Origin of the sequence: Fictibacillus sp. NRS-1165, from assembly GCF_050468105.1 — a bacterium.
Classification (GTDB): Bacteria; Bacillota; Bacilli; order Bacillales; family Fictibacillaceae; genus Fictibacillus_C; species Fictibacillus_C terrinigri.
Window position 1 is genome coordinate 180450 of sequence record NZ_JBDPNU010000012.1, and the last position, 25630, is coordinate 206079.

23 protein-coding genes and 3 pseudogenes are annotated in these 25630 nt (G+C 44.5%); 21 read left to right on the forward strand and 5 right to left on the reverse strand.

The features are described 5' to 3' along the window. Positions 1 to 73 precede the first annotated feature (73 nt). The 14 genes and pseudogenes from ABHN01_RS04505 to ABHN01_RS04570 all read left to right on the forward strand — a co-directional run bounded on the left by ABHN01_RS04505 (position 74) and on the right by ABHN01_RS04570 (position 11115). On the forward strand, positions 74 to 466 hold the full coding sequence (locus ABHN01_RS04505; RefSeq protein ID WP_429874551.1) for a TIGR03826 family flagellar region protein: 393 nt from the start codon (positions 74 to 76) through the stop codon (positions 464 to 466). Positions 467 to 569: 103 nt separating this feature from the next. After that, positions 570 to 830, forward strand: coding sequence for a flagellar biosynthesis anti-sigma factor FlgM (gene flgM / locus ABHN01_RS04510; protein WP_429874552.1), 261 nt, complete (start codon positions 570 to 572; stop codon positions 828 to 830). Positions 831 to 839: 9 nt separating this feature from the next. Beyond that, entirely contained in the window at positions 840 to 1298 is a 459-nt protein-coding gene (locus ABHN01_RS04515; protein ID WP_429874553.1) for a flagellar protein FlgN, read from the forward strand. A 15-nt stretch (positions 1299 to 1313) separates the two neighbouring features. Then, a pseudogene (gene flgK / locus ABHN01_RS04520) lies at positions 1314 to 2830 on the forward strand (flagellar hook-associated protein FlgK). A gap of 10 nt (positions 2831 to 2840) precedes the next feature. Beyond that, positions 2841 to 3755 (forward strand): annotated as a pseudogene (gene flgL, locus ABHN01_RS04525) (flagellar hook-associated protein FlgL). A gap of 48 nt (positions 3756 to 3803) precedes the next feature. Then, the gene (locus ABHN01_RS04530) at positions 3804 to 4379 is read left to right on the forward strand and encodes a DUF6470 family protein (protein WP_429874554.1); all 576 of its coding nucleotides are present in this window, start codon (positions 3804 to 3806) and stop codon (positions 4377 to 4379) included. An 11-nt stretch (positions 4380 to 4390) separates the two neighbouring features. Then, entirely contained in the window at positions 4391 to 4834 is a 444-nt protein-coding gene (gene fliW, locus ABHN01_RS04535; RefSeq protein ID WP_429874555.1) for a flagellar assembly protein FliW, read from the forward strand. A gap of 2 nt (positions 4835 to 4836) precedes the next feature. Further along, the gene (gene csrA, locus ABHN01_RS04540) at positions 4837 to 5061 is read left to right on the forward strand and encodes a carbon storage regulator CsrA (protein ID WP_290398171.1); all 225 of its coding nucleotides are present in this window, start codon (positions 4837 to 4839) and stop codon (positions 5059 to 5061) included. Positions 5062 to 5210: 149 nt separating this feature from the next. Next, positions 5211 to 6436, forward strand: a pseudogene (locus ABHN01_RS04545) (flagellin). A gap of 465 nt (positions 6437 to 6901) precedes the next feature. Beyond that, the gene (locus ABHN01_RS04550) at positions 6902 to 7438 is read left to right on the forward strand and encodes a hypothetical protein (protein WP_429874556.1); all 537 of its coding nucleotides are present in this window, start codon (positions 6902 to 6904) and stop codon (positions 7436 to 7438) included. Between the two features lie 486 nt (positions 7439 to 7924). Then, on the forward strand, positions 7925 to 8263 hold the full coding sequence (flaG, locus tag ABHN01_RS04555) for a flagellar protein FlaG (protein ID WP_429874557.1): 339 nt from the start codon (positions 7925 to 7927) through the stop codon (positions 8261 to 8263). A gap of 15 nt (positions 8264 to 8278) precedes the next feature. Further along, positions 8279 to 10327: a flagellar filament capping protein FliD gene (gene fliD, locus ABHN01_RS04560; protein WP_429874558.1), complete on the forward strand. Its 2049-nt coding sequence runs from the start codon at positions 8279 to 8281 to the stop codon at positions 10325 to 10327. A 39-nt stretch (positions 10328 to 10366) separates the two neighbouring features. Then, the gene (fliS, locus tag ABHN01_RS04565; protein WP_429874559.1) at positions 10367 to 10765 is read left to right on the forward strand and encodes a flagellar export chaperone FliS; all 399 of its coding nucleotides are present in this window, start codon (positions 10367 to 10369) and stop codon (positions 10763 to 10765) included. Continuing rightward, entirely contained in the window at positions 10765 to 11115 is a 351-nt protein-coding gene (locus tag ABHN01_RS04570; RefSeq protein ID WP_429874560.1) for a hypothetical protein, read from the forward strand. Before fliS ends, ABHN01_RS04570 begins: the two co-directional genes overlap by 1 nt. Positions 11116 to 11352: 237 nt before the next feature. Here the strand turns inward: ABHN01_RS04570 and ABHN01_RS04575 are convergent, their stop codons facing one another. After that, positions 11353 to 13206 carry an acyltransferase family protein gene (locus ABHN01_RS04575; protein WP_429874561.1) on the reverse strand — a complete coding sequence of 618 codons (1854 nt, stop codon included), beginning with the start codon at positions 13204 to 13206 and terminating at the stop codon, positions 11353 to 11355. A 484-nt stretch (positions 13207 to 13690) separates the two neighbouring features. On the opposite strand from ABHN01_RS04575, the gene ABHN01_RS04580 reads away from it, so the two are divergent. From ABHN01_RS04580 to ABHN01_RS04590, 3 genes are all read left to right on the forward strand, one after another. Continuing rightward, on the forward strand, positions 13691 to 13984 hold the full coding sequence (locus tag ABHN01_RS04580) for a hypothetical protein (protein WP_429874562.1): 294 nt from the start codon (positions 13691 to 13693) through the stop codon (positions 13982 to 13984). A 487-nt stretch (positions 13985 to 14471) separates the two neighbouring features. Next, positions 14472 to 17840: a hypothetical protein gene (locus ABHN01_RS04585; protein ID WP_429874563.1), complete on the forward strand. Its 3369-nt coding sequence runs from the start codon at positions 14472 to 14474 to the stop codon at positions 17838 to 17840. A gap of 116 nt (positions 17841 to 17956) precedes the next feature. Next, positions 17957 to 18724, forward strand: a complete 768-nt coding sequence (locus tag ABHN01_RS04590) for an SDR family oxidoreductase (RefSeq protein ID WP_429874564.1) — start codon at positions 17957 to 17959, stop codon at positions 18722 to 18724. Between the two features lie 108 nt (positions 18725 to 18832). Here the strand turns inward: ABHN01_RS04590 and ABHN01_RS04595 are convergent, their stop codons facing one another. Then, positions 18833 to 20071, reverse strand: a complete 1239-nt coding sequence (locus ABHN01_RS04595; protein WP_429874565.1) for a tetratricopeptide repeat protein — start codon at positions 20069 to 20071, stop codon at positions 18833 to 18835. A 269-nt stretch (positions 20072 to 20340) separates the two neighbouring features. On the opposite strand from ABHN01_RS04595, the gene ABHN01_RS04600 reads away from it, so the two are divergent. The 4 genes from ABHN01_RS04600 to ABHN01_RS04615 all read left to right on the forward strand — a co-directional run bounded on the left by ABHN01_RS04600 (position 20341) and on the right by ABHN01_RS04615 (position 23423). Beyond that, positions 20341 to 21516 (forward strand): styrene monooxygenase/indole monooxygenase family protein, encoded by a 1176-nt coding sequence (locus tag ABHN01_RS04600; RefSeq protein WP_429874566.1) that lies wholly within the window; start codon positions 20341 to 20343, stop codon positions 21514 to 21516. Positions 21517 to 21726: 210 nt separating this feature from the next. Further along, complete coding sequence (locus tag ABHN01_RS04605; RefSeq protein ID WP_429874567.1) at positions 21727 to 21912, forward strand: hypothetical protein; 186 nt, start codon at positions 21727 to 21729, stop codon at positions 21910 to 21912. Positions 21913 to 21984: 72 nt separating this feature from the next. After that, positions 21985 to 22632, forward strand: a complete 648-nt coding sequence (locus ABHN01_RS04610) for a pre-toxin TG domain-containing protein (protein WP_429874568.1) — start codon at positions 21985 to 21987, stop codon at positions 22630 to 22632. 356 nt (positions 22633 to 22988) lie between these two features. Then, positions 22989 to 23423, forward strand: coding sequence for a hypothetical protein (locus ABHN01_RS04615; RefSeq protein ID WP_429874569.1), 435 nt, complete (start codon positions 22989 to 22991; stop codon positions 23421 to 23423). A 115-nt stretch (positions 23424 to 23538) separates the two neighbouring features. On the opposite strand, the gene dhaM is transcribed toward ABHN01_RS04615, so the two are convergent. The 3 genes from dhaM to dhaK are packed head-to-tail and all read right to left on the reverse strand — an operon-like array spanning position 23539 to position 25490. After that, on the reverse strand, positions 23539 to 23907 hold the full coding sequence (dhaM, locus tag ABHN01_RS04620) for a dihydroxyacetone kinase phosphoryl donor subunit DhaM (RefSeq protein WP_429874570.1): 369 nt from the start codon (positions 23905 to 23907) through the stop codon (positions 23539 to 23541). Beyond that, the gene (gene dhaL, locus ABHN01_RS04625) at positions 23900 to 24502 is read right to left on the reverse strand and encodes a dihydroxyacetone kinase subunit DhaL (protein WP_429874571.1); all 603 of its coding nucleotides are present in this window, start codon (positions 24500 to 24502) and stop codon (positions 23900 to 23902) included. Before dhaL ends, dhaM begins: the two co-directional genes overlap by 8 nt. Position 24503: 1 nt before the next feature. Next, positions 24504 to 25490, reverse strand: a complete 987-nt coding sequence (dhaK, locus tag ABHN01_RS04630) for a dihydroxyacetone kinase subunit DhaK (RefSeq protein WP_429874611.1) — start codon at positions 25488 to 25490, stop codon at positions 24504 to 24506. Between the last annotated feature and the right edge of the window lie 140 nt (positions 25491 to 25630).

Genomic DNA, 25630 nt, shown 5'->3' on the forward strand with positions numbered 1-25630 from the left:
TTTTATGCCTCATTAAACTAGTTGAAGCAGCTTCCGATAATTACGGTAGAGATATTAGAGGAGTGATATCGGAATGGGAGAATTGAAAAATTGCCCAAGCTGTGGAAACTTATATGTTGAGCACCTTCGTCCAGTATGTGATACATGCTTTAAGGAAGAAGAGCAGATGTTTGAAAAAGTGTTTCAATACATGAGGAAGCGGGAGAACCGTCAAGCCACCCTGTTTGATGTTCGTCAGCACACCGGGGTGGATGAAGAGAAGATCACGAAGTTCATCCGCCAGGGAAGAATCCGTGTGGTCGGGTTTCCGAATTTTTATTATCCATGTGAAACCTGTGAAGGGCCGACCCAGGACGGAAGACTGTGCAGCTCCTGTAAAAAGAAGATCATGGGTGATCTGAAAACCGATGAATTTGAAGCGAAAAAAAAGCTGGTTGATCTAGGAAGGTCTTACTATACTGATTAATCGAAAGTCCTATTTTTATATGAACAGCTTCAGTGTTTATATTTTAAACCGATATAAGAAATAGGAAACGCAGGAGTGATCCTGCGAAAAAGAGGTGAATCCTATGAAGATCAATAGCTTTAATCACGTCAATATTAACCCCTACATGAAACAGAACCAACAATATTCCATAAAGAACGAGGAAAAGATGAAGCAGAGCGACGAAATCCAAATCTCAGCTGAAGCAAAAGATCTTCAATCATCACAGCAATTTCCAGCAAGCCGCCAGGATAAAATACATGAAATTAAAATCCAGATCAATTCCGGACAGTATCAGCCAGACTCAAGAGAGATCGCCTGGAAGTTCTACCAGTTCTGGAACTAGGAGGATCTCATGGCACTCACGGACATGACATCTTTATTAAACGAGCTGCTCCACGTCCACCGGGAGCTCAACAGCATCGCCGAACAGAAAACAGCGATCTTAAAAACAGGTGATGTAAAGGTGCTCGATGCTTTGATGCTTAAAGAGAATGAGTATGTGAAGACCTTGATGGAGCTTGAAGAAATGCGTAATGGAACAAGCACTCTCACGATGCCACAATTGATTGATCAGGCTGGACCAAGTGAAAAGGAACAGCTTGAAGCACTTCAATATGAACTTTCAAAAGAATATATGCTTTTGAAGGAACGCAACGAACTGAACCAGCAGCTGATCCATCAGTCTCTGCAGTTTGTGAATATGTCACTGAACATGTTCATGCCGGAGCCTGAAAAAGTAACGTACAGCCGACCGCATGCAAAGGAATACGCGGGAGCAGGGAGCTTTTCTCTGTTTGATTCAAAAGCCTAGAACGGAGGAACATTCATGGTATCAACGTTTCATGGGTTGGAGTCCGCCCGCCGCGGGATGACAACCCAGCAATATGCCCTGCAAGTGACCGGGCAGAACATCGCCAATGCCAACACACCCGGATACTCGCGCCAGCGTGTAAACTTCACCCAGACCGAGTCTTACCCTGCACCAGCCATGAACCGCCCGCAAATTCCGGGGCAGATGGGGACTGGAGTGGAGGCTGGTTCGATTCAGCGTGTGAGGGAAAGCTTCCTGGACGTGCAGTTCCGCGGAGAGAACACGAAATCCGGTTACTGGGGAGCCAGAAGCGAAGCACTTGAAAAAATGGAAGATATCATGAACGAGCCTAGTGACAACGGCTTGTCCAAGACCCTCGATCAGTTCTGGCAATCCCTGCAGGATCTCGCAGTCAATCCTGAAGACGATGGTGCCCGTTCGGTTGTGCGCCAGCGCGGGGTAGCTGTAGCAGAGACCTTTAACTATCTATCAACCTCGCTATCAACCATTCGTGATGACATCAAGAGTCAAGTGGATATCTCCGTTAAAGAGATCAACTCGATCGCGGAACAGATTAATAACATTAACCAGCAGATCAGTGAGATAGAACCGCACGGCTATCTTCCGAACGATCTGTATGATGAAAGAGACCAGCTGGTGGACCGTCTTTCCCAGCTCGTTAATGTGAAGGTGACGAAGACTTCGAGCAGTACTACAGCTTCCCCGATCGCTGAAGGGAAGTACACGATTGAGATTACAGATGCATCTGGAGCATCATTAGGTACGTTAGTAGATGGAAACAGCAGTCCGCTTTCTTTTAAAAGCCTGTCTGCAGACGAGAGCAACGTAATATTTCCGGCTTTTCTTTGGGTGGAACCGCACTGGCATCAACTGCTGTCGGAGGCAAGCTTGAGGGAATGACTTCAGCTTATAATAATGATTATCCGGCTATGCTCGATCAGCTGGATAATCTAGCTCTTGATTTTGCGAAGGCATTTAACGATGTGCACAGTAAAGGATGGAGTTTGAACGATATTAATAGCACCACTGGAACTCAAACGCCATACGACTTCTTTGCTCTTGATAATCCTTCTACACCAGCAAATGATCAAGTGAAAAGTGATGGTACAACTCCTGCAAAAGGTGCAGCCAAGCTCCTTAAAGTGTCCTCAGAAATTACGGATGACCTAAAAAACATCGCGGCGGCTACAAGCAAAGCAGCTGGAGATGGAAGCAATGCATTAAATCTAGCAGGTGTAAAAGATAGCACCAATCTAAAATCAAAGTATGAGGCAGCGATCGGAAAGATGGCGGTTGATGCCCAGCAGGCGAACCGAATGAGCGCGAACTCGGATACTCTCGCGGATTCCGTCGATCAGCGGCGCCCATCGGTGAGCGGAGTCTCATTGGATGAAGAGATGACCAATATGATTCAGTTTCAGCATGCATACAATGCGTCTGCCCGAATGATCACAATGGTCGATCAGATGCTCGATAAAATTATTAATGGAATGGGTATGGTAGGAAGGTAGGTGACTTTTTATGCGTGTAACACAAAGCATGCTGTCAGGAAACATGCTGCGTAACCTAAGCAGCAGCTATGCCAAGATGGGTGAATACCAGGATCAGCTTGCCACCGGAAAGAAGATTACGAGGCCATCTCAAGATCCGGTTGTCGCGATGAAAGGGATGGCCTATCGTACAAACCTGGCTGAAGTAGAACAGTTCAAGCGCAATTTTGGAGAAGCATACAACTGGGTGGAAAGCTCAGATGATGCTCTTGATAAAGCAACGAGTGCTTTACAGCGTATTCGTGAACTAACGGTCCAGGCTTCCAATGGAACGTATGAAGAAAACCAGAAAGCGGCAATAGGTGAGGAAATCAAGCAGCTGAAAGAGCATTTAGTTACCATTGCGAACACCCAGGTTGCAGGAAAATATATCTTTAACGGGAATGATACGACGAATGCACAGGTTACGTTGACAAATTGAGAAGTGACAAAAGTCTCGACCAACAGCAACGATGTGAAAATTGAACTCTCCAAAGGCATCCAGCTTGGTGTCAATGTGAAAGGTTCAGAGATTTTTACAACCGGTACGAATCCTGGAGATGGATTGTTCAGTGATCTATCCGCATTGGAAAAGGCACTGGACTCTCAAAGCACTCCTGGAGGCTATACGAAAGAATTTGGTAACTTCCTAGGGTTGCTCGATGGTCATATTAATAAAATTGTTGCAGAGAGAGCTGAACTGGGTGCGAAGAACAATCGTCTGGAACTAATGGAAGACCGGGTGGATGAGCTGGAAGTGATCGCAAACCGCATCCTTTCTGACAATGAAGATGCTGATGTGGAACGTGTGATCACTGACATGAAATCACAGGAAAGCGTTCTTCGGGCGGCAATGGGTGTTGGCTCCCGCATTATTCAGCCATCATTATTGGACTTTTTACGCTAAGTAGGAGCTATCTATGTGATAGCTCTCTCTTTTTTAGGGGGAATTAAAATGAGTGTTCCTCAGCTTAGAATGGAATCAACCAAAGGGCAAATCGGAATTACCACCACACAGCCTGTTCAGGAGTTCGAACAGCAGCCGGCAGATCTTGAAATCCAGCAGCCAAAAGCCGATCTGAGCATTGAAACAACACCTGGAACGCTTACGATTGCCCAGTCACAGGCCTGGGCAGACATGGACTTAAAGCCCATATCGAAGAGGATTGAGGAGTTCGCACAAAGAGGATACAGCGACTGGCTGGATGGACTGTCCAGAATGGCTGAGCAAGGCGATGAATTGATGAGGATTGAGAACGGCGGCCAGCCCATTGCTGATCAGGCGAAGGAAAATGGAGAAGATCCGATGCTGGAATTCAACATTGGGTTTGTTCCGTCTCCTTTTAGTGTAAAAACAAACTATGAACCTCCTAAAGTTAATATTGACTGGCAGGTTAACAGGCCGATCATTGAATCAAGGATAAACAAACCTATTCACGGCTATAAACCTGGTAAGGTGCAAATTGATATGAAGCAATGGCCTTCTTTAATAATTGATGTGACAGGCCAGGAGATTGACCAAAAAAAGTAAAGTGGTGAAACATGGAACTGAAAACTAAATTTCATGGTGATATAGAAGTTGAAAAAGAGGATGTCATAACGTTTGAACACGGAATTCCGGGATTTGAAGAAGAGAGGGGATTTGTTATCCTTCCGTTCGAAGATACTCCGTTTTCTGTGATGCAATCTGTATCTACATCGGGGCTTGCATTTGTAACGGCAGATCCGTTTACATATTTTCCTGGATATGATTTTACATTGCCTGAATCTGTAGTTAATGGATTAGCAATAAAAGAGCAGAAGGATGTGTTTGTGCAGGTTATTGTTACATTGCGTGAAGACCTGAAACAATCGACAGCCAACTTGCAGGCGCCAGTCATCATTAATAAAGTAGAAAGTCTTGGTAAACAAGTGGTATTGATTGATAAAAAGTATACGTCAAGACATCTTATTTTCGCCTCAGTAGAAGAAAAGCGGGGTGTTTAGAGATGCTTGTACTCACTCGCAGGATAAAAGAAGCGATCCAGATTGGTGATGATATTGAGATCACCATTCTTGGGATTGAAGGTGACCAGGTAAAGCTCGGGATTAATGCACCAAAGCAGGTGGAAATTCACCGCAAGGAAATCTATCTGTCCATTAAAGAGGAAAACAGTGAGGCTGCTAATACTTCTATTAACCTTATGGATCAATTAAAAACATTAAATAAGTAGTATTTTACTATAAACATTCCCATTCGATAGACGATATTAGTGGTGAGCAAACAATCAAGAGGATTGACGGCCGCAATCGTCTTTTTTGTTTGATAACATGACCAACCACAAGGATGTGGGCGGGAAACATTTCAAGGAGGAAATAAATAATGAGAATTAATCACAACATCGCGGCGCTTAATACTTACCGTCAATTGAATGGTGCTTCTGAAGCACAATCTAAATCAATGGAGAAATTATCTTCTGGACTTCGTATTAACAAAGCGGGAGATGATGCTGCAGGGCTTGCAATTTCTGAAAAAATGCGTGGGCAGGTACGTGGTTTAGATCAAGCATCTAAAAACTCTCAAGATGCAATCTCTTTAGTTCAAACAGCTGAAGGTGCTCTTAATGAAACTCATGATATTCTTCAACGTATGCGTGAATTAGCGGTACAAGCTGGTAATGATACAAACACTACTTCTGACCGTGAAGAAATCCAAAAAGAAATTAACCAAATGACATCCGAAATTAACCGTATTGGTAATACTACTGAGTTTAATACCCAAAAATTACTCAATGGTAGTAAAGATTCTACTACTTCTGCTGTAGCTGCTGGTCAAGTGTCAGTTGGTGGATTAACATTTGACACTACTGGTGGAGCTCTAGAAGGATATACTTTTAAAACAGGTACTGTAGCTGATGGCACTGCTGAAGCAGCGGTTATCGACACTACAAACAAAACTATCACTGTCAGTGGTGACTTTAATGATACAGATACAACAGGTGCCTTTTCTGCGGCAGCTGATGTGGAAAGAGCTATCAACGATGCATTAGAAGCTGAAGGTATTACTCAAACTATTACTGTTGGTGGAACAGCTGTAGCAACTGCCACAAATCAATCATCTGTAGCAGTTACGGGTGGGGCTGATGCTGGGGCTTCACTTCAGTTCCAAATTGGAGCAAACGAAAACCAAAGCTTAACATTAGATATCTCAGATATGAGAGCAGTAGCTTTAGGTATTTCAACAACAGGTACATCTAATGCTAAATTAGCTGTTACAGACGGTACAAGTAGCACAACTACAGAACAACTCTTAGCGTTTTAACACATGATGATGCTGCAGCAACTGTAACAACTATTCAATCAGCAATTGATAAGGTTTCTGCTGAACGTTCTAAACTTGGTGCAAACCAAAACCGCTTAGAACACACTATCAACAACCTAAGCACATCTTCAGAGAATTTGACAGCAGCTGAATCACGTATCAGAGACGTAGACATGGCGAAAGAAATGATGAACCAAACTAAGAATTCTATTCTGTCTCAAGCAGCACAAGCAATGTTGGCTCAATCGAATCAAATGCCTCAAGGAGTTTTACAACTCTTGAGATAATGATTAGAGGGCGTCTAGCTTGGTAACGAGCTAGAGGATAACTGGGTGAATTGCTGGAACTTCCTAAAGCTTCACCAACCACAACGTAACTGGAAACGGTCAGCGTGAAGGTATGAAAATGATGAGGATGAAACAATGGATAATCAGCAGCCAAGCTCTGGGCGGAAACGCTGGAGAAGGTTCAACGACTAGAGAACACGGTCTAATGCGAAAGCTATGGCTATGAATCTCGTAGGGCAGCAAACGCTGTTCGAAGTGCCCAGCCCCTTACAACAATGTAAGGGTGAAGATATAGTCTATTCTGTAATCGAAAGATACAGTCGCAAAGCAAGCGAACCAGCAACCACAAGGAGTTCTTCAACTTCTTCGTTAATTTAACAAAGCATAGGACCCTAGTTTATTTGGGGTCTTATGCTTTTTTGTTTTAAAGTCCCATTCATTTAGCTCTGGAGGGAGAGGATTCAATTGGAATCAAGTCTATACATTAGTGAACAGTTTGACCCGAAAAATAAAAAACAAGTTGTGACTCTACAAATATTAGGCAGTGTACAGTTTTCAGCGACCTTTAGAAAATGGTTTAAAAGTGATTCTCTACAAGAAAACGAAAAAATCATTGGAATTGCAATGTGTCATGCCTCACTTGGGGAAGCAATACACTTGTTCCATAGTTCAGTTCACTCAGGTGTTATAAGTAAAAACGAGACTTGGGACAAGTCTACAAAAAATGATTGGGATTATCTTTTCTCGGAAGAAGCAAATGCTATAAAACGTGAGGTACTAAAATATATTCGCGATAAAACTGCTTTCCATGTTGACCCTGAGACTATAAAGAATTTTATGGAAATAGAAAAGGACAAAAAACATAAGCTTGGTTTATTCCAAATACCTTCTGAAGGGGAAGGATATTCCCCTATGATTACAAGTATTCTTTCTTACAAATTGTTTGAAAGATTACTATCTGATGGCGAAGAACGCTTGGTAAATAAGGAAATCCCTCGGTAAGATTGCTAAATTTCAAAATTTGTTACAAAATGTAATAATCAGTCTTCTGATGGATGAATTTGAAATTATCCAGTAGGTAATAAATGTGAAAATAAGAATATATTATTACTATGTATAAGCCTATATGAGCCCTAATTCCTTGAAGGAGTTAGGGCTATTTCTATTTTAGGAGGAGAAATTCATGATTATACGCTAAGTCTATCAAACAATTGGAACTACTCGAAGAACGAGTAGAAATAAAATAATCTGCAAAACGGGTGAACATTGTTAGCCTAAAGCTAGTGAAGAAATCAAGCATTATATCTCGCTTTAAGAATTCCTCCATAATTTATCCTCCTTCAACACTTATGCGAATAAATGTTCCTATTTATATTTTATAATTCGATGGTAGATTAGTCCAGTTATTACTGGAAATCATTAAAAGTTCTAATAAGTAACCGATATTAGTAATAACTGAATTTACGGTATGCAGGAGGGCTTTTATCAGTGGAAGTTCAAGGCACGCTATCAACGATTACCAATATTTTTGCTAATAATGACCGGAAAACTGTTAATAAAGAAAACAAGCAGTCTGAATCAATAGTACAGTCAGAAAAAGTAGCTAAAAAAGATTTAGAAAAAATGATTAGTGGAGTGAACGATTTACTTCTGCCCACTCATACATCATCGAAATTTGTTCTCCACGAAAAATTAAACGATTATTATGTGCAGGTTATTGATGACAATACAAAGGAAATCGTCCGAGAGATTCCGTCGAAGAAGTTTCTGGACATGTATGCCTCCATGCTCGATTTTGTTGGACTTTTTATTGATAAAAAATTTTAATGAGAGGTGAAGTGAATGAGTACATTGCGCATTAGCGGGCTTGCCAGCGGTATGGACGTTGATTCCATGGTAAAAGAAATGATGAAGGCCCAGCGGTTGCCGCTCGATAAACTAAATCAAAAGAAACAATTACTGGAATGGCAAAAAGATGATTATCGATCGATGAATACCCTTCTTTCAAGCCTGAAGGATTTGTCCTTTTCCATGAAACTGACATCTTCCTACCGTGCAAGAACGGTAACTACCTCAGATGAGAGCCGAATCACGGCAACAGCCAGTTCATCAGCAAATCCAGCTTCCTATAATATCTCTTCAGTGGAAAAGCTGGCAAGTGCAGCAACCAAGGTTAACGCCGGAGCGTTATCAAAATCATCTACAGAGAAAATAGATGCCAATGCTGGCCTATATGATCAAATGACGAAGTTTGCCAGCTATGCAGACAGCTCAAGCACAGGATTTGATTGGAAACAAGGGAGTATTGAAAAAGAAACACAAACCGTTGGAACAGCTACCGATACGATTCAATTAAAGGGAAAAAATTTAGAGAGTTCATTGCTGTTAAGCAGTACCGTTAAGGTAAACGGGAAGGACTATGAGGTCGTCAGTTCCTTCAGTGATCCTAAATCACCTGGACAAGTTATTGTCGGTCAAGACGGCAAGCTGACGTTTAGTGAGCAGCTTGCGGCGAACAGCTCAGTATCGGCCACGTACTTCACACCTGATCATACAGACACTATTACTGCACCTGGCGAAACGAAGGATTTCCAGCTTTCCAAAACTTCAATTGTGTCTGGTTCGTTAACGACTGTTGCAGTAAAAACATCAGCTGGAGCAGTTGAGAATTACACAGTGGTCAGTGATAAGAGCCTGCTCACTACCGGTTCAAAGAATGTATATGTCGACGAGAAGACAGGCCTACTCTCATTTGCCGATAATCTAGAAAAAGGCGCTGAAATATCAGCAACCTACAAAGAGAATTATTTGACGTTTGGCATTCAAACCTATGATACAGACGGAAAAGCAGTTAAACAGACGTTCGCAGTGAACGGATCTACGTCATTAAACACGGTCATTAATCAAATTAATTCATCCAATGTTGGAGTAACTGCTTTTTATGATACTCAAACCGACCGAATGACGCTAACCCGGTCACACACAGGAAACTTTAATCCGAACGGTGATGAAATCAATACAACGGGTGATTTCTTAACATGGGCGGCACGGTTTGATGGTAATGTGACTGAAAGCGGTGGGGAAAATGCTGTGTTCACCATCAATGGGCTTAAGACGGAGCGCACTTCCAACACCTTCGCCATGAACGGAGTGACCTTCACTTTAAAACAAAAATTTGATACGGGTTCGGTTTCCTTGGCCGTGGGAAATAATGCGGATGACGTAGTAAAAAATATTAAAGCATTTGTCGATAAATACAATGAGACCATCTCAAAGGTGAAAGATAAGATTTCAGAAGAACGTTACCGAAAATATGATCCGCTGTCAGATGAAGAACGGGAAGCGATGACAGATAAACAGGCTGAGCTTTGGGATGAGAAGGCCAAGAGCGGGCTGATCAAGAGTGATCCGATTCTTTCATCCGCTTTAAATGAAATGCGCCAGAACATGTTTGCCGCCGTGACAGATAGTTCGATTAATCCAAAATATAACCAGTTAGCCAAGATAGGCATTACCACTTCAAGTAATTACCTTGAAGGCGGAAAGCTTGTGCTTGAAGAGGCGAAATTGAAGAAGGCGATTGAAGATGACCCTGCCTCAGTTGAAAAGCTCTTCACCAATACGAGCAGTGTCAGCAGTGAGAACGGCCTCATGCAAAGAGTGTACGATACGTTGGGCAAGGCGGTTAACAGTATTAAGGATAAAGCGGGAAATTCCCTTCTGGTCAACAGCCAGTTTGTCATCGGGAAAGAACTGAATGATCTGGATACCCGTATCGATGCGTTCAATGAGCGGCTGACTCGAATCGAGAACCGCTATTACAGCCAATTCACCGCGATGGAGCAAGCGATTCAGCGTTCCAACCAGCAGAGTGCCTACCTGTCACAGTAGTTCAGCCAATAACAAGCAATACATTAAGGGAGTGACATGATGTCTTTACCAAACCCATATCAGTCGTACCAGAACAACTCGGTTCAAACGGCATCGCCCGGAGAACTGACATTGATGCTCTATAATGGCTGTCTGAAGTTTATTAGCCAGGCAAAGCAGGCCATTCACAATAAAAACCTTGAAGAGAACACCAACTTATTAAAAGCACAAAAAATCATCCAGGAGCTTATGGTCACGTTGAACATGGATGCTCCGGTTTCCCAGACTCTCATGCCGATGTATGATTATATCCATCGCCGCCTGATTGAGGCGAACATTCAAAGCAGCGTGGAGATTTTGGGTGAGGTGGAGGGATTTGTGACCGAATTCCGTGATACATGGAAGGAAGTTATCCAGATCCATCGCCGTCAGCAGTATGGCCAAGGGGGGAGAGTATAATGGGAGCCATCAGTGTTTTGCTCGAAATCACTCACAACCTGGATGGTCACGTGAAGAGCGGTCTTCCAAAGGAAGAGCGTGAACCCTACATTGAGCGGTTGAATGAGCTGCTGGATCAGCGGGAAAGACTGCTTAGCGAAATCCCGGTCACTTTTACAGAAGAAGAGAAGCGGATGGGGCTTACCATCCTTCAACTGGATGAGATGGTTCAGCCTCTGCTCGACCGCCAGCTCGCTGAGATTCGCCGTGACATCACATTGATGAATCAAAAGAAAACCAGCTCCCTACAGTATGCTAACCCATACGCGGCTGTTTCGGGTGACGGCATGTTTTTTGATAAAAAGAACTAAGTAACTCCGGCTTGTATATGAGCCGGAGTTTTTCGTCTCCATTTGTGAAAATGATGTGTTTTGGGAGTAAACATGGATTTTCCGTGAGATAACGGTGAAAAACCGTGAGTAAAGTTCGAGTTTTCGTCAGTAAATCGTGTCGAACCGATAGTAATGGTCTTCGATTTGCAAGTAAACACCAAACACCGGCAAAAAGCAACGGCGATTAAGCAGTTGCTCTCTTTTTCTTCTATTATTCTAGTTTACGGCTTTTTCTAAAAGCTTTGCATAGGCGGATGCGCCTTCTGGCTTGAGATGGACACCGTCATTATAAAAGTATGAGGTTTGTCCGTTGCTTGCCTCGTTCCAGTTCACAAGCTTCGTATGAGGATGTGAGGACGCGACTTCCTCCAGCGTTGTGTTTACTTCCTTTTCCCACGGACGGGGAACCTGGCTGTTGATCAGTACGATCTCTTTGTCTTTTCCGACCTTATCGAGGACGCTCACGAGCTGATCTTTGGAGAAAGATCCGTTCGTTCCAAGCCCGATGACGACTGTGTGCCCGAGGCTTCCGTTTGCCTTCATGTGATCGATGACATCTGAAGCATCCTTCAGCTGGCGGCCGATCTTGGCGTCAACCGTTGCCTTGGGGAATTTTTCTTTAATATAAGGTGCTACGTTCACCATGACCGAGTCACCGATAACTGAGATTCGTTCGTCCGCCGGTTTAGGCGGCGGGACAGGTGCTGGTTTTGGATCAGGCTTTTGACCAGAATCCGGTTTTGGCTTCTCTTCCGGTTTTGGTTGTTCATGCTTCGGTTTCTCTTTCGGTTTTACAGGTTCAGGGTTCATGATGGCCTGCACGGCTTTCTTTTCCTGTCCTTCTTCGAGCTTGTGAAGCGTTGGGACGACAACCGTGAAAAAGATGACGACGATGACCGCTGCAGAGCAGCCAAGGATAGACTTTTGCACGAGGGTCGCGCGTTTCCAGGAATGAGTGGTTACGTTTAATTTCGATCTCCATCGTTGCAGTGCCCCATGGCGGATCGGCTCCTCAACAAAGTGCCAAGAGAGCGTGGCCAAAATAATGATTAATGCAAATTGAGTGATTTTGAGCCATGCAGATGGATGAACATTTTCCTGTGCCGGGTTGGATAGAACTATAACCGGAAAGTGCCATAGATAGATTCCGTACGACCGGACACCGATCCAGCGAAGCGGCTTGCATCCCATCACCATGCCAAGCCGGCTGGACGGGTGGGCAAGAGTCGCTACGACAAACAACGTGAAAATGGAAAGAATGACCATTCCGCCACGATATAAAAAGCTATCGAATTGGCTGGTGAATCCGATCAAGAGCAGAATGCCAAAGAGACTGAGTATTCCTACAATATCGAGTGCTTTGCGCTGTTCTTTCGGGAGACGGGTGGACAGTTTTCTGCTCGGCCAAACGATGGCAAGTCCGGCTCCGATGAGCAGTGCGAAAGCTCTCGTATCGGTGCCGTAATACACACGGCTAGGATCTTCTCCCGGTGTATACAGGACAGCCATCGCAATAGCTGAAATGATGGCTGCGGCCAGTATGCTGTTTAGAATCACTTGTTTATTTTTTATGTAATGAAGGCCGAGTAACAGTATGAGCGGCCATATGAGATAGAACTGTTCCTCCACCGCCAGCGACCATAAGTGGTTGAGCGGAGAGGGAGGCCCGAACTGGGCAAAATAGGACACTTTGTGAAAAATGAGCCACCAGTTGCTTACGTATGTAAGAACAGAAAGCACATTAGCCCAGAGGTCCAGTAAAAACGAACGTTCGAAAAGAAGGACCCAAAGAATAACGAGAGCCAGCATGGACAGCAAGGCTGGCAGGAGTCGGCGTGCCCGTCTGATCCAGAACTGTTTAAAGTTAACTTTTCCTGTTCGATGGAATTCGGCGATGATTAAATCTGTGATCAGGTAGCCGGATAGCACGAAAAAGATGCCGACACCCAACAATCCGCCCGGTGCCCATCCGAGATTTAAGTGATAGGCGATGACGGCGAGAACAGCGAACGCCCGCAGTCCATCAATCCCCGGCATATACCGCTTGTTTTTCTGGGTAGGTTCAGGCATCCAGCTCCCCCCTTACCCAGAAATCTTTCTTCTTATTATATAGTAACCTTGCTGCCTCAAAATCTGCAGTAACTCCTCGCTGCTGGCAGCATGCAATGTAAAACATGGTTGTTCTCCCTCCATATGAAGCACATCTTTTTATCTCCCATAATAGTTTAGTGGTTTTCCAGTAGATTGAAAACAAAACATTTCTACTATTTTCGACAAAATTTCATGTAAAAAAATTCCTGATCGCGGGGAAATTTAGCCTATGGTCAACTATAGTTCAATTGGTTTTACTGAATCAAGGAATAATTGGCTCATGGAGCTGGAATAGGAAATATGTCGCACGGTAATAGGTACAAACTTCCGGGAATTTACCTAATTTTACTAATAACAGCTAGTTCATATGAGCGTGTACCTTCATTACAATAGGAAGAGAGAGAACAAGCGGGCGGTGATCAAATGTTTTTGACAAGCAAAAAAATACAGGATGCAGGCGGAAATGCTAGATTGGTATTCCGGCAACGTATCGGAGTCGATGCACAACCTGGATAGCCTCGGACGTGACCGCGCACATGTACAGACCAAAGCCCAAGACAGGGAGAGCAAAAGCAAAGCGAGCTATAAGCAGGCCATGTCAAAAGCGGCAAGCACCCATTTTTCATCAGCCAGTACGGGAGAACAGTTGAAAGATGCGTTAAAAAGAGAAGCGGCCAGGCTCAGACAGCAAGCGCATGAGATTGAGAGGCAGGAAAGCTCGAGGAAGCAAAAAAGCTTGAAGAGGAAAAAAGGTTAAAAAAAGCATTAATCTTGAAGGACCGTTAAATCACAATGTCTTTTAACTGGCTTAACAGAATAGAAAGGGTTACTTAAATGGGTTGTTTAGGTTCATTTTTTCGGTTTTTGTTTTTTGCAGTCAGCTTAATTCCTATTATATGGTGTGGTCTCTTTTCGCTCGTCTCCTTTTTCTCCGCCTTATTTGGAGGAGGAAGCTGGATCGACCGATAGGGGAGAAAGTTTTCTTGGAGCAGTCCTGGAAAGGCAGTGAATCGAGTTGGAAGGTTTGTAGCAAGGCGTTAGGATATTTCGCTCATAAGGAACGCTCTTTGCTGGAGAAATATAGACGTAATAACCAAGCTTTAGAGGGTATCCTCTAAAGCTCGTTTATTGTAGAAATCTCTGCATAGCTACCCTTTTATTTCCAAAAGTGATGTATAATGTGGTTGGTACATAGAATGAATCAATATTCAGCTGCAATATTTGATGCAAAAGTGGGGTGTAGCATGAAGGGTTCAGAATTGATCAAGGACTTGTTTGAGCTGAAGGAAAAAGGATATTTAAAATATGAAGATTATTTGAGGGTGGTTGAAGGGATCAACCGTTATGAAAAGGACCAGAGGAGGTTTGCGGAAGGGAAGGAGCTCTATGTACAGGCGGCTATTGAACCGGAGCGGTTGGAGGAAACACCACATGTTCAAAACGAAGAGCCCGGCCTCACGAATAAGGTACCTGAGGCTCAGCCTGTACCAAAGCCTAGACCTGTTCCTCCGCCACCGGCACCAAAGCCGCTCACTGCGGAACAAAAGCGGGAACGAAACTTGACGCTGCTCATGACAGCAGGCGTCGTGCTTCTTCTTCTCGGCGGGCTTACCCTCGCAACGAGCAACTGGGATGTTTTCAGTTCTCTCACGAAAACATTGCTGGTGGGCGGGATCGCTGCGCTTTTTGGAGGGCTCGGTGCACTGTCACAGCGGGTGCTTCACATTATGAAAACTGCCTTTGCGTTCTTTGTACTGTTTGCGCTATTCGTACCGATCACCATTCTGTCGGCAGGATATTTTGAGCTGTTCGGCAGCTGGCTCAGTTTTTCAGGGGATGGAAAATATGTGCTGGGGGCTGTAACCAGTCTGATCTGTCTGCCGGTCTATTGGCTGTTCACGAAGTCGTTTTCATCCAAATTGTTCGCCTGGTTAACGCTGATCGCCTCAGCCATCGGCTATGCGTTTGTTCTTTTGGCGTTCGGCATTGAGAAAAACGTGTTCTATTTTGCATATGCCCTTGGAAATGCGGGTTATATCTATCTTTATCATGTACGAAAAGCGAAGGATGCAGATATCTATCAAAAGGTAATGCCTATTTTTATTCAAAGCAATCTGATCTTATCGACGTTATTCATTATCATTTCTTTCGAACAGCCGCTTTCTCAGAGCTTCAACCTGGTTTTAACCGCTGTACTGTATTTGGCGATGAGAATGGTGAACAAGCGGGTTGAATATGAGCTCCTGTTCATGGCTTTCATTTCGTATGGACTCTATCAGCTCGTTGAACAAGCGGTGGGAGCTGGTCTGAGCCTTGTTCTTATCCCGATCGTTCCTGTTGTGCTGCTCGCTGTTGCCCGTTATTCGAAGGGCAATCTGAAAAAGTATTATCAGATCGCCAACGGGGCTGTCTCTGCCCTTGCGTTTTTACTCGTGACGGGAAAGGGGCTGATGCTTTCAAGCGGAGAGGGGAGCATATGGATGCTTCTCGGGTACCTCGTTATCGCGGGGAACTTTGTTTACTTAAGCTATAACACGGCTTTCCGTCTCTTTACGTATCTCGCCCCTTTCTATATTTTCTGTGCTGCGTTGGAGGTATATCATCTCACCAGCTCGTCCAGCATGGAGTATTGGCCGCTGGCGGTCGGGATTTCCGGATTGGCCACGTATGTGATCGGCCAGTTCATCCAGCCGATCCGCCGCCCCAGTCTGTATGTGGGCGGAGTATTCCTGCTCGTAGGTTTCGGATTGACACTGTTGATTCCTGAGTTTTGGCAGACGGTCGTTCTTTCCCTGCTGCTGGCCGGACTTGCGGCAAGGCACTATACAACAGAAGATGGCATGACTCAAAAAGTGTTCGCCGCAGGCGCTACGGTCTTTCTATTTTTTGCGGGCTTTTCATTGGGAATGGCGCTTATACCTGATCCGGATCATTCGCTCGCGATAGGAATAGGCACAGTACTGCTTGCTGCATTGCATTATTGGAAAAAAGGTGACCGCACTCTCGGTCAGTACGCATTGATCGGTGTCATGTTCGTTTCTCTGGCCAGTTTTATTTCGTCCTTCAGTACGGAAGCCGACTGGATCCGTCTCGTCTGCAGTCTGCTGTTTACTTTTATGATGTTTGTCGGAACACGTTATTTTAAAAAGATCGTTGGTTATGGAGTGGTGCAGGCTGGGTTGTTCTTTGTTTTTTATTCGCTGCTTCACTTAGCGGCCGATCCGCTGAGCGAACGTCTTACCCTGATCTCGATTTCGGTGCTTCTCTTTGTTTCCTATGAAGCGTTAAAACGGGTGGAACGCCAAAGCCATCTTCCGGCGGTGATTGTGAGCCAGGCAGCTCTGCTTTATGCCGTATTCTATAACTTTATTACATCAGGTGAAACACTGCCTTATCTCTTACTGACCGTCCTAAACGGTTTATACGTGTGGCGCTCCGCGTTTGAAGCAGAGAGAAAATACAGTCTTTACGCGGGACTGACGGTTTTATCCGCTGCATTCGGATTTATGGTCAATGAGTGGTTTCCTAACGAGAACCGTCTTGTTTACAGTCTGTTGCTGCTGGCTGCTTATTTTGCTGTCTCAAAAGTGTGGAAGGAACGTCTCCGATGGTATATTGTTCCGTTCACCATTTTGGTGATGGCCGAATATCTGGCGGATTCCTATTACAGCGGAGACGTGATCTCTCTTTGGTTTTTTATGGTTATCATCTTTGTGTTTATGGCGTTTTTCCATTCTCTTAAAGGCTATTGGAGAACAGCCGCAGCCTTCCCGCTGATTTTTTTCTGGATCGGGATGGCCCATTTATTGGATTTTTACAGTCTTTCTTCTCCGATCCGTGCGGGCGTGTGGTATGCGATCGGTATCCTGTTCACAGCTGTCGGCATGTTCTTATATGAAAAACTGTATCAACAGGAAAACGATGAAAAAGTGGATATGTACGGAATTGCAGGGCTCGTCTATGTATGGACCGGCTGCATGCAGGCAGTGGAATGGGTGTTCATCGCAGGGCTTACGCTGATTGCGGTAGTGCTGTATCAGCATTCGAGAAGGATCAGAGTCGTTCCCATCGCCCAAAAAGTGCTTCAAACGCTGTCACTGCTCGTTAGTCTATTAACCTATTATACGATCATCGACATGATTGATTTCCCTGACTATCTCATGACTGAGCTGTATGTGCTGCCATGGATCCTGGTCAGCTGCCTGCTGGCGAGAAAGACCTGGAATCTCACCGAAAAGGTCAACATGTATGTCCAATACAGCTTGATCGGCGTCATCTCTTTGATCCTCATGATCGATGCGATGTACAGCTACAAGATCATCGATGCGATCATCCTTGGGACACTGGCCGTCATCTCTATCCTTTACGGTTTTGTTTCGAAACAAAAAAGCTACTTCTTCAGCGGCCTGATCGTGCTGCTGGTCAACGTACTCGTACAGACCCGGCCATACTGGGGCAACATGCCGTGGTGGGTTTACCTGTTGATCGCGGGAATCCTGCTGATCGGGTTTGCCGGTTCCAATGAATATAATAAACAGAAGGGTGTTGAGTCACCATCACTGAAGGAACAAATTTTGCAAAAGTGGAGTTCGTGGTTCGGCGCCTGGAAATAATGAAACAAGGACAGTTCCTCTAAGGGGGCTGTCTCTTTTTTAAGCGTTCAATGGTTTGTGTAAAAGGCGAGGGATTGATAAAATAAACCTAAAATTCCCAGTCAGGAGGAGCAGCAATGAATATAACGGGAAATACCATTTTGATTACAGGTGGAGCATCAGGGATCGGACTGGCCTTCGCTGAGCGGTTTTTAAAAGAAGGAAACAAGGTCATTGTAGCAGGCAGACGGGAAGAAAAACTGGCAGAAGCCAAAGAGAAGTACCCGGAATTGCACACAAAAGTGTGTGATGTTTCCAAAGAAGACGAACGCATCTCTCTGTTTGAATGGGCATCCAGTGAATTTCCAGATCTCAATGTACTCGTAAATAACGCAGGCATTCAGCAGCGCGTCAATTTGCAAAACGCCGACCATGACTGGAGTTATTATCAAAAGGAGATGGCGATCAATATTGAAGGTCCTATCCATTTGTCCATGCTGTTTATTCCACACCTGAAGAAACAAAAAAGGGCAGCCATCATGAACATAACGTCAGGGCTGGCGATACAGCCTGGTGTCTGGGTTCCGATTTATAGTGCTACGAAAGCGGCCATGCATTCCTTTACGCTGACACTGAGACATCAGCTCGAAGACACGAATATCGAGGTAGTGGAAATTCTGCCGCCAGCGGTGAATACGGATCTAGGCGGTGTCGGGCTGCATACGTTCGGCGCTCCGGTGGATGATTTTGCGGATACCATTTTTGATGGACTGAAAAAAGAAAAAGTGGAGGTTGGCTACGGCGGAACAGAAGAGCGTCTTAGCGCACCGAGAGAAGAAATTGAGCAGGGGATTTTGGCAGCTTGGCAGAATTTCCTGAAAAGCAATCCCGAATTTATGAAGTGATCTTTCATCCCCTTTCAGTTGGAAAGGGAACTTTGTTTGGTGCCAGGCATCGCTATTACACAAGTATGTAAAGGCGGTGCCTGGCACCTGGTTATTCGCACCTATTTTTTAAATGAAAGAGCTCTCGACGCTGTTGGCTTCACAGTAGTATTCGCTTGAGCGTTTGTATTGTTTCTTTCGGTAATAATAATCTCCGAGCTGTTCATAGCACATACGGATGTACATGAATTCATCCTTTTGCTTGAAGATCGGAAGGGCGGTCTCCTCCAGAAAGATTTTATAGTCCTCCTCGTTACGCCTTTTTTGCACCTGAAATTGGAGGATCTTCAGCAAGCAATGGGTTTCATTCAATTCCCCTTTTAAGAGCACGAGCCCCTTTTCAATCCAGCGGGTGGCATCCTCAACTTCATTCAGCTGAAAAAGGTTACTGGCGAGAAGGTAGATCGTAAGCTCCCCGCCTTTCAGTTCATTGCGGACATTCAGTGATTTTAGGAAGTAATCGATCGCTTCCCACGGTTTCTTTTGCTTATGATAGACAATCCCCATATTATGATAGATATGTACTTTTAAATGGCCGATGTCCGGCAGGGACTCTATGCCTTTCAGCGCCTTTTTAAAATAAGAGAGGGCAGTAGCATGTTCATTGATCCGGTTGTAGTTGATGCCCAACAGGATATAGCAATCGACCACTTTAAAAAATAGGATGTTTTTATTGAACTCTTCCATCGCCCGCTCGGAGTGAAAGATGGAAAGTGTGATCTTGCCCAACCGGCTGTAGATGAGTGCAAGCTGGTAATGGTATTCCGGCTCATTCACATACTCGCTTGCTTTTAAATACAGCTCCAGCGCTTTTTGAAAGCGTCCTTTTAAGTATTCATTCAAACCTGAAAAGTAAAAATAGTATGCTTCAATCTCTTTTGGCATATACGCCATGTATTTTTCAGCAAAAGCCAGCTGTTCTTCTGCCTGTTTAAAATCCCTTATAAGAAGAAAATGGCGAGTCGCAGCCAGGTGAAACATCGTTAAGAGTTCTATGTCGGAGATGCCTTTAATCTTCTTCTCAATCGCTATATAATGTTCGTAGGAGGCCGGCCGGTTTCTCGCTTTTATATCTTCATACCAGTCAAAAATCATCTTCTTGATGCCATCGGTTGAGGAGGATTGCAGCAGCTCATCGTATTCTATATTCAGCCTTTTGCAAAGCAAAATAAGAATTTCCCGAGAAGGGACGATGCTGTTGTTCTCGACTTTACTAAGGTAGGGAACTGAACATATGCCAGAAGTGAGCTCTTTTTGGGTAAGTTTGTTTTTTTCTCTGAAATATTTTATTTTCTCCCCTCTAATCATGATTCACCTCTTCATCTATTCTATTTTTTTCTATATCATATCATAGAAAAAAACGGATTTTTCCTATAATATACATAATTTTACCGAATTACAACCTTATTTGTCTGTAAATGGTAACAGGGTTCGGAAGAATGGGGAATAAGTCGAATTTCCTAGGAAATAATCTGTCGATACCTGTTCATATTTACTGTTTTTAAAAGTGAAAAAGGACTTGAGCCTTGAAGGAAGAAAGTTAGGCATAGGGAAATTTAAAAAAGGAGTTGAAGCTTTTGAAAAAGCGTATTGGGATCGTAGGAAGCGGAACGGCCGGATTGCAGCTGGCTTACGCTTTAAAGGATGATTTTGAAGTCATCATGGTTTGTCATCGTACACCAGAACAGCTGCTCAGCGGCCGGATCATGTCCACGCAGGTACATTTCGGGCCGACACGTGCCCGCGAGGAACGTTTTCATATGCCGAAATGGGAAAGCAATTCATTGATTGAAAGTATTCATATCACGGTCGGGGATCAAAAGCTGTTTGCAGGGATGCTTGAAAAAACAGGTTTATCCGTCGATCAGCGCCTGGCTTACTCTCGCTATGCTGAAGATTTGGAAAGAGCGGGTGTTTCCTTTCAGCAGAGGAAGGTGGAAAAAGAGGACATTGAAGAATTCCGTGACGAATTTGATCTGGTCATTGACTGTACAGGGAAAAACGGCCCTCTTGTCCCGTTTCCGATTGAAAAAGAACTTACCCCGTTTCAAACCCCACAGCGTAAGTGTATCGTAGGATATTTTAAAGGAGTAAAGCCCATCTCTCCTCTTGGGGTCAATGTGACGGTGATCCCGGAACTCGGGGAGATGTTTGAGATTCCGTCTGAAACGGAGTACGGTCCTGTTACCATCCTCTTCATTACAGCCGTTCCACAGGGGCCGTTGGATATGTTTAAAGGCATTAAGACACCTGAAGCATTCACGATTAAAATGAGAGAAGCCGTTGAGATGTTTTTCCCGCACATCCATGAGCGAATAGTGGATTTAGAGTTTGCCCTATGTGATGAGAACGGCTTCTTACAGATCGCGATTACACCTGAAGTACGTATCCCTTATCTCAACAGGAACGGCAGGCTGTACCTGGGCTGTGGAGACAGCGTGATTCTTAACGATCCGATCACCGGACAGGGAAGCAATCTCTCATCCTATTGTGCGGAAAAATTATCTGACCTGCTGATCGAACATAAGCATGCGGATAATTGGGATGAAGAGATGGGACGTTTATACTGGGAACGGATCAAGCCGTTTGTTAAAGAGGTGACAGAGTGGACGAACGCGATGACTCAGCCTCTTCCCGGCCATATCGTTCAGATGCTGCTCAGTGCTGCAGAAGATCAGCAAAAAGCGGATAAAATCGCCCGCTGGTTCGAAAACCCATCCACCGCTCACGAAGCATTTCTCACGAAGGTTTAAAGATTGAGGGTGCCAGGCACCGGTTTTACACACTTGTGTAATCTCGGTGCCTGGCACCCTTTTGTCTAGTCTTATCACCCTGTTTTAGCAAATTTTAGTAACTTAGTCTAGTACCTCCATCCCTTTTTCTTTTTTACAATAGAATGACAGAGATAGAGCAGGCGGTGATGTTATGATTTTTGATAAGCAAAAATACAGGATGCAGGCAGGATGCTGGATTGGTATTCGCACAAAGTGAATGAATCGATGCAAAAGCTCGACCAGCTTAGATGGGGTCGAAACCGTGTGCTGACAAAAGGGGATACGTGGGGAAGTAAAAGCAAAGGTACATACCTGCAAATCATGTCAGAAAGTGCAAGCACTACTTTGCTTCGGCAAGTACAGGAGAACAATTGAAGGAAGCGTTAAAAAGGGAAGCCGCCCGGCTAAGAGAAATGGCAAATGAAATGGAGAGGCAGGAGAAACTCGATGAGTCAAATAAACGTCAAGCCCGATGAAGTCGAAGCTCTGGCCAATGATATAGAGAAATTAGAAGATCAGTGCGACGACATAAAAGATGCGCTAATATGGAACTATGATATCCTCCATGCGACATATTGGGATGTAAACCATACAAGTGCCGGCGGACTTTATCATAGCCTTATTCAAAAGCTCGAGCATTATAAGACATTGCTTAACAATGCACAGGAAGTCGTGAAACGAACCGAAGCCCAGTTTCGTGAAGCTGACCAGGGTTGGTTTGGCAAGGCAAAGGAATGGGGCATGGAGCTCGTCGGTGTAAACGACGTCGTCCGTATTTTTGCCGAGTATGACCCGGTAACCGGTGAAAAACTCGATGGATGGGACAAGCTACAGGCTGTTGGCTGGACAGCACTCACCATCTTTCCGCCTGCAAAACTAGCGGGATTGGGCGGCAAAGCCATCATTAAAGGCTCGAAGGTTTTAAAGATGGGAGACAAAGCCGTCGACGCTTTCCGCGGGATGATGAAGGTGCTGCATCCGGATGTTATTAAGAATGCGTTCAAAAGAGCTTTAGCTGGTATTAAAGAGTCTCCTTTGTTTCCTAGATCTATTTCTCTATTAACCACGGGGCACACAGTTGTCGATTTTAGGTAAAGAGGTTTTTGTGAGGGTAGTCCCTAAATATCATAGTGGATCTACAAGACCATTTGAAATACTTTATCAGGTCCGTATTGATGGTCAGACAATTAAAAGAATCTATTCTAACCCCTAATAATAGTTTTAGATTAAGGAGTGTTAATTTTGAGTGACTGCTATCGTATAAAAATAAGTGATGGGGAAGAGACGCAGAGTCAGAGCGACCTTTCTTTTTTAGGTGGAAAGCCTAAATTACCTAAATCTCTTAATATACCCAAGTGTCAATTATGTGGGGAAGACCAATCTTTTTTCTTTCAAATCGCTTTTCCCTAGATGGAATAAATTAAGTATGGCAGTTTTTGCATGTATTTCTTGTGCTCATGAAGGATACTTTATCCCAGAGATGCTTGTATCAGAAAAATTTTAAAATAGAAGTTTTTGAAACTGCGGACGGAGCTATTAAAAATGATTATAAAGAAAAAGTAAAATTCAAGAAGATTACATTAATAGAAGAAATGGATAAAGAATTATTTAATAATAAAATTGGAGGTTCTCCAAATTGGGTAGCTGATGATGAAACGCCGGGCAGCTGCGATAAAACAGAACCTATGATATTCCTTATGCAACTGTTAGAAGATTTTAATTTTGAAAAATTACCTGATGCACCTTCGCAAATAAAACTAAGCTTAACTAAAAAGCAAGAACCTTCGAACAATGATTATTATGAACTCTTCTTAGGTAATAATATTTACTTTTTTGGAACTGCCAGTGTTGATAGTCCACTAGTTTCCATTCTTACTCAAGTATAAAAAGGTAATCGTTCAAAAAAGGTAGTGCTTAATTTCGATAGTACATGATTTTTGTCTACGTTTAAAAAATAGTGAAAAGCCCTGGATAAACTCATCCAGGGCTTCCCTTATCATTCTACCTAGAAAACTCTCCCTCCAGCGCCTTCACAATCTCCTCCACCGACTGTCCTTGTCCGCTCTGAACAGCGGCGAGGAACGCGCCCTCAACAAGCGGAACATCCGCAAATTGAATGGTACGGTCACCGGTATAGAGCTCGAGTGCCATCTCGGCGTTCATGGTCGCGGAGCCAATATCAGTTAAGATGATGGCGTCGTCGGTGATGGCAGAGAAAGCTTCTTCAATCCTGGAGACGTCTGTGCCGATTTTTCCCCCCTCCAGGCCCGCCGCATTATGAATCTCCACATCTGATGCCATCTCAGCGAGGAGTTCTTTGAGACCGTCCGCCAATTTTTCGCTATGAGATACAAGAATGAGATTAACCATTCAGCACCTCCGCAATCTGGCGAAGCAGAATGGAGCTGGATAGGGCACCCGGATCCTGAACACCCTTGGTGGCGTCGCCGAAATAGGAGGCCCGTCCTTTAGTTGCCTTTAATTCCTTCGTATCTGCCAATGCGTTTTCAATGACCGTTTCAAGCGGTTCTTCACCCATTAGAGCTTCAGTAAACGGCTCCCAAACATCCAACATGGTCTTTTGGCCGGTTTGTGATTTTCCGCGGGCGGCAACGCCTTCAACGGCCTCACGAAAACCGTGGTACAGTTGATCACCCTCAACCGTTTCTTTTCCGTTCCATTTGGACGCGAATTTTACAAAGACAGTGCCGAAAAGGGGACCGGATGCACCGCCGACCGTCTTGATCAACGTCATGCCGACAAGCTTGGAAAGCTCACCGAGATCTTCAAAAGGATCCTTGCCCTGCAGTTCTTTTTTTACCGCCTGAAAACCGCGTGACATGTTAATGCCGTGGTCACCGTCTCCAATCTCCCGGTCAAGGTCAGTGAGTTCGTCTTTTTGCTGTTCGATCTGATCTGCTGTGTTTAGCAGCGCTTGTTGTAATGCTTCTGCAGTTAGTTTCATTTTATTCACCTCTCACTGGAAATCCGATCGTATTTGACGGGGCATCCAAGTACCCGAGTAATTCATCGTCCACGGCAAGCAGTGTGACGGAAAATCCGTGCATCTCTAGTGCTGTCATATAGTTTCCTGTATAGCTGCGCTCTATTTTATAATCTTGCTGTTCCAATTGTTCACTCACATATTTATAGGTCAGATAAAGCTCGGACACTGGTGTTCCTCCCATACCGTTCACCATGACGGCGATCCGTTTGTCGGTCACTTCTGAGGTGAGTTTATCCAGCAGCTGAGCGACGATCTCTTTTACCGAAGCAATGGGCTTCCGCTCAATGCCTTTCTCTCCATGGATCCCTATACCGATCTCCATTTCATCCTTAGGCAGCTCGAAGCCTGGTTTTCCGCTTTCCGGCATATAGCAGGGGGAGAGGGCCATTCCGATGGACCGCACTTGGCGAATCGCTTTTTCGGCGACCTGTTTTACCTCTTTTAACGATTTTCCTGAAGCGGCTGCAGCACCGGCAATTTTATGAACGAACACCGTACCGGCCACACCGCGTCTGTCATCATGGTTTTGAATGGCGATATCATCATTGACGATCACTGTCTCTACCTGGATGCCTTCGAGCTCTGCCAGTTCCTTGGCCATGTCAAAGTTCATCACATCGCCTGAATAGTTTTTGACGATCAGCAGGACACCAGCACCTCCGTCTGCCGCCTTGATCCCTTCGAACACCATGTCCGGTGTCGGTGAGGTGAATATTTCCCCGCAGACCGCCGCACTAAGCATGCCTTCCCCAACATAGCCTGCATGAGCGGGTTCGTGTCCGCTTCCTCCGCCGGAAACGAGTCCGACCTTTCCTGAAGGGGTACCGCCTTTTCTTTTTATCACATTTACGCCTTCCACTTTTTCATAGTGATCGGGGTGGGAGCATACGAGTCCGTCAACGATGTCTGATACGAATTGATTGGGATCCTGCATGAGTTTATCCAACATTCATCTCTCCTTATCTGCTTGAAATCGAGTACGGATAAGAACCCGTTACTATAACTTTCGCCTGAAATCTAGAAAACTGTCAAGGAATTAAAACGCTTTCTTATTATTCCCCGCGCCCTTTTGTTTGAATCATAGAA